The sequence below is a fragment of the Variovorax monticola genome (assembly GCF_051216855.1).
Lineage (GTDB): Bacteria > Pseudomonadota > Gammaproteobacteria > Burkholderiales > Burkholderiaceae_C > Variovorax.
Map to the genome: position 1 here is coordinate 1 of NZ_JBPJZP010000014.1, position 1629 is coordinate 1629.

1 protein-coding gene is annotated in these 1629 nt (G+C 65.8%); it reads left to right on the forward strand.

The features are described 5' to 3' along the window. Positions 1-87 precede the first annotated feature (87 nt). Entirely contained in the window at positions 88-1533 is a 1446-nt protein-coding gene (locus ACSFA5_RS32425) for an IS1182 family transposase (protein ID WP_435448152.1), read from the forward strand. Positions 1534-1629: the final 96 nt, after the last annotated feature.

The window sequence follows — 1629 nt, forward strand, 5'->3', positions numbered from 1 at the left end:
CAGGCTGTGTAAATAGTCTGCATCGAGTCGACGAGAAGTGCCCTCCAGGCGTTGGTCTGGAGGGCATTTTTCATTGGAGACTGACCCATGGGACATCGACACGGACAGGACCGAGGCCAGGCGACGCTGTTCCCACTGATGCTCGATGAGCTGGTGGGCGAGGACGCACTGGTTCGGGTGGTGGACGCGTGGGTACAAGCGCTGGAGCTGAAGGCGCTGGGATTCGCGAAGGCCCAGGCGCAGCGCCTGGGCACACCGCCCTACGACCCGGGCGATCTGCTGCGCCTGTACATCTGGGGCTACCTGAGCGCGATCCGCTCATCGAGGGCGCTGGAGCGTGAGTGCCATCGCAACGTGGAGTGCATGTGGCTGCTGGGGCGCCTGGCGCCGGACCACAAGACCATCGCCGAGTTCAGGCGCCAGAACACGTCGGCTCTGGTGGCCAGCTGCGCGGCGTTCGTGCAGTTCGCGCGCGCAAGCCGACTGATCCGAGGCTCCACCGTGGCCATCGATGGCACGAAGGTGCAGGCGGTGGCTTCGCGCAAGGCGGTGATCGGGCAGCGCGAACTGGCCGCGCAGGCACAGCGCAACGCGCAAGAGATCGACGCCTATCTGCGGTTGCTGGACAGCCAGGACAACCAGGAGGGCTCGGGATCCGAAGGCCCCGGCGACGGGTCTGGCGCGCCAGACGAGGTCCGCGCGGCCCTGCAACGACTGAAGGCCGAGGGGCGAGCCATTGCCAACGAAGCGCAACAGCTCATGCGCAGCGGTGCGAGCGCCATCTCCCACGGTGAGCCCGAAGCACGCCCGATGCACAGCCTGGCCGGTCGACCGGGCTACAACCTGCAGACGGCGGTAGAGACGCAAAGCCACCTGATCGTTGCGCACGAGGTGGTCTGCGAAGTCAACGATCTGCGTCAACTGCAGCCCATGGCCGAAGGAGCCAGCCGGGTGCTGCAGCAGCCGTGCACGGTGGTGGCCGACGCGGGCTATGCCAACGGCGAGCAGATCGCGGCGCTGGACGCCCAGGGCATCACCAGCTATGTGGCGGGCAACCGCGCGGTGAACAACCAGGCAGACGGCACCCTGTACGAGCGCAGTGCCTTCGTCTACGAGGCAGCCAGCGACAGCTTCACCTGCCCGGCAGGCAAGCAGCTGCAGCGCAAGCAGCTTCAGCGCAAGGACAAGCTGATGATCTATGCCGCGCAGCCGAGCGACTGCACCGCCTGTGAGCGCAAAGCCCAGTGCACGACAGCCAAGCAGCGCTTCGTCTCGCGCCATCTGTACGAAGAGGCGTTGCAAGCCAATGCGAGCAGGCTGGCCGCGCAGCCCTGGATGATGGCGCTGAGGCGACAGACGGTGGAGCACCCCTTCGCAAGCATCAAGCACCTGATCCTGGGCAACGCCCGGCTGCTGATGCGGCATACGAGCGGAGCGCGCGCCGAGTTCAGCCTGGCAGTGATGGCCTACAACCTGAAGCGGGTGTTCAACATGAAGGGCGCGGCCTGGATGCACCAGGCGCTGCGGGGCTGAGGCCCTTGTCTTCTTCACTTCGCGCCCCAATGAAAAATGCCCCGCTGTTGCGGGGCATCTTGATCTAAGCGGCCGGCTGACTATTTACACAGCCTG